Genomic DNA, 1,830 nt, shown 5'->3' on the forward strand with positions numbered 1-1,830 from the left:
GGAATCCGAATCACTGTCAGAGTCCGAATCGCTGTCGGAATCCGAATCGCTATCAGAATCAGAGTCGCTATCAGAATCAGAGTCGCTATCAGAATCACTGTCAGAATCGGAATCACTATCAGAATCCGAGTCGCTATCGGAATCGGAGTCACTGTCGGAATCGGAGTCACTGTCAGAGTCCGAATCACTGTCGGAGTCCGAATCACTGTCAGAATCGGAGTCGCTATCCGCATCAGAATCACTGTCGGCGTCCGAATCACTATCGGAATCAGAGTCACTGTCGGAATCAGAGTCACTGTCAGAGTCGGAGTCACTATCTGAATCAGAGTCACTGTCAGAATCCGCATCACTATCCGAATCCGAGTCGCTATCGGAGTCCGAATCGCTATCGGAATCAGAGTCACTGTCGGTGTCAGAGTCCGCATCGCTGTCGGAATCCGCATCGCTATCAGAATCCGAGTCGCTATCCGAGTCGGAGTCGCTATCCGAGTCAGAATCACTGTCAGAATCCGCATCACTGTCAGAATCCGCATCACTGTCAGAATCCGAGTCACCGTCCGAATCAGAGTCGCTGTCCGAATCGGAATCACTGTCGGAGTCTGAATCACTGTCAGAGTCTGAATCACTATCCGAATCAGAATCACTATCGGAATCGGCGTCACTGTCGGAGTCCGAATCGCTATCGGAGTCGGAGTCGCTGTCAGAATCCGAGTCGCTATCAGAGTCCGAATCACTATCGGAGTCGGAGTCGCTGTCAGAATCCGAGTCACTGTCAGAGTCTGAATCACTATCGGAATCCGAGTCACTGTCGGAATCCGAGTCACTGTCGGAATCAGAATCACTATCGGAATCCGCATCGCTATCCGAGTCCGAATCAGAGTCGCTATCCGAATCAGAATCACTGTCGGAATCAGAGTCACTGTCAGAGTCCGAATCACTATCGGAGTCGGAGTCACTGTCAGAGTCGGAGTCACTATCCGAATCAGAGTCACTGTCAGAGTCCGAATCACTGTCAGAGTCCGAATCACTGTCAGAGTCCGAATCACTGTCGGAATCCGCATCGCTATCAGAATCAGAGTCGCTGTCGGAATCCGCATCGCTATCAGAATCAGAGTCACTATCCGAGTCTGAATCACTATCGGAATCGGAGTCACTGTCGGAGTCCGAATCACTGTCGGAGTCCGAATCACTGTCGGAGTCCGAATCACTGTCGGAATCGGAGTCACTATCCGAATCAGAGTCACTGTCAGAGTCCGAATCACTGTCAGAGTCCGAATCACTGTCGGAATCGGAGTCACTGTCAGAGTCCGAATCACTATCGGAATCGGAGTCGCTATCCGAGTCAGAATCACTGTCGGAGTCCGAATCACTGTCAGAGTCCGAATCACTGTCAGAGTCCGAATCACTATCGGAATCGGAGTCACTATCCGCATCAGAATCGCTGTCAGAGTCGGAGTCACTATCCGAGTCAGAGTCGCTATCCGAATCGGAATCACTATCGGAATCGGAGTCACTATCCGCATCAGAATCACTGTCAGAATCAGAGCCACTGTCAGAATCGGAATCACTATCGGAATCCGAATCACTATCCGAGTCAGAATCACTGTCGGCGTCCGAATCACTATCCGAGTCAGAATCACTGTCGGAGTCGGCGTCGCTATCCGAGTCAGAGTCACTGTCGGAGTCTGAATCACTGTCGGCGTCCGAATCACTGTCGGAATCGGAGTCACTGTCGGAATCGGAGTCACTATCCGAGTCAGAGTCGCTGTCGGAGTCGGAGTCACTGTCAGAGTCCGAATCACTATCGGAATCGGAGTCGCTATCCGAGTC

Annotated in this window: 1 protein-coding gene; it reads right to left on the reverse strand. The window is 51.5% G+C overall.

From position 1 onward, the window contains the following. The coding region (locus tag FD25_RS14345; protein WP_235807924.1) for a hypothetical protein at positions 1 to 1,830 on the reverse strand (1,830 nt) is incomplete at both ends.

Origin of the sequence: Levilactobacillus acidifarinae DSM 19394 = JCM 15949, assembly GCF_001434835.1 — a bacterium.
GTDB lineage: Bacteria > Bacillota > Bacilli > Lactobacillales > Lactobacillaceae > Levilactobacillus > Levilactobacillus acidifarinae.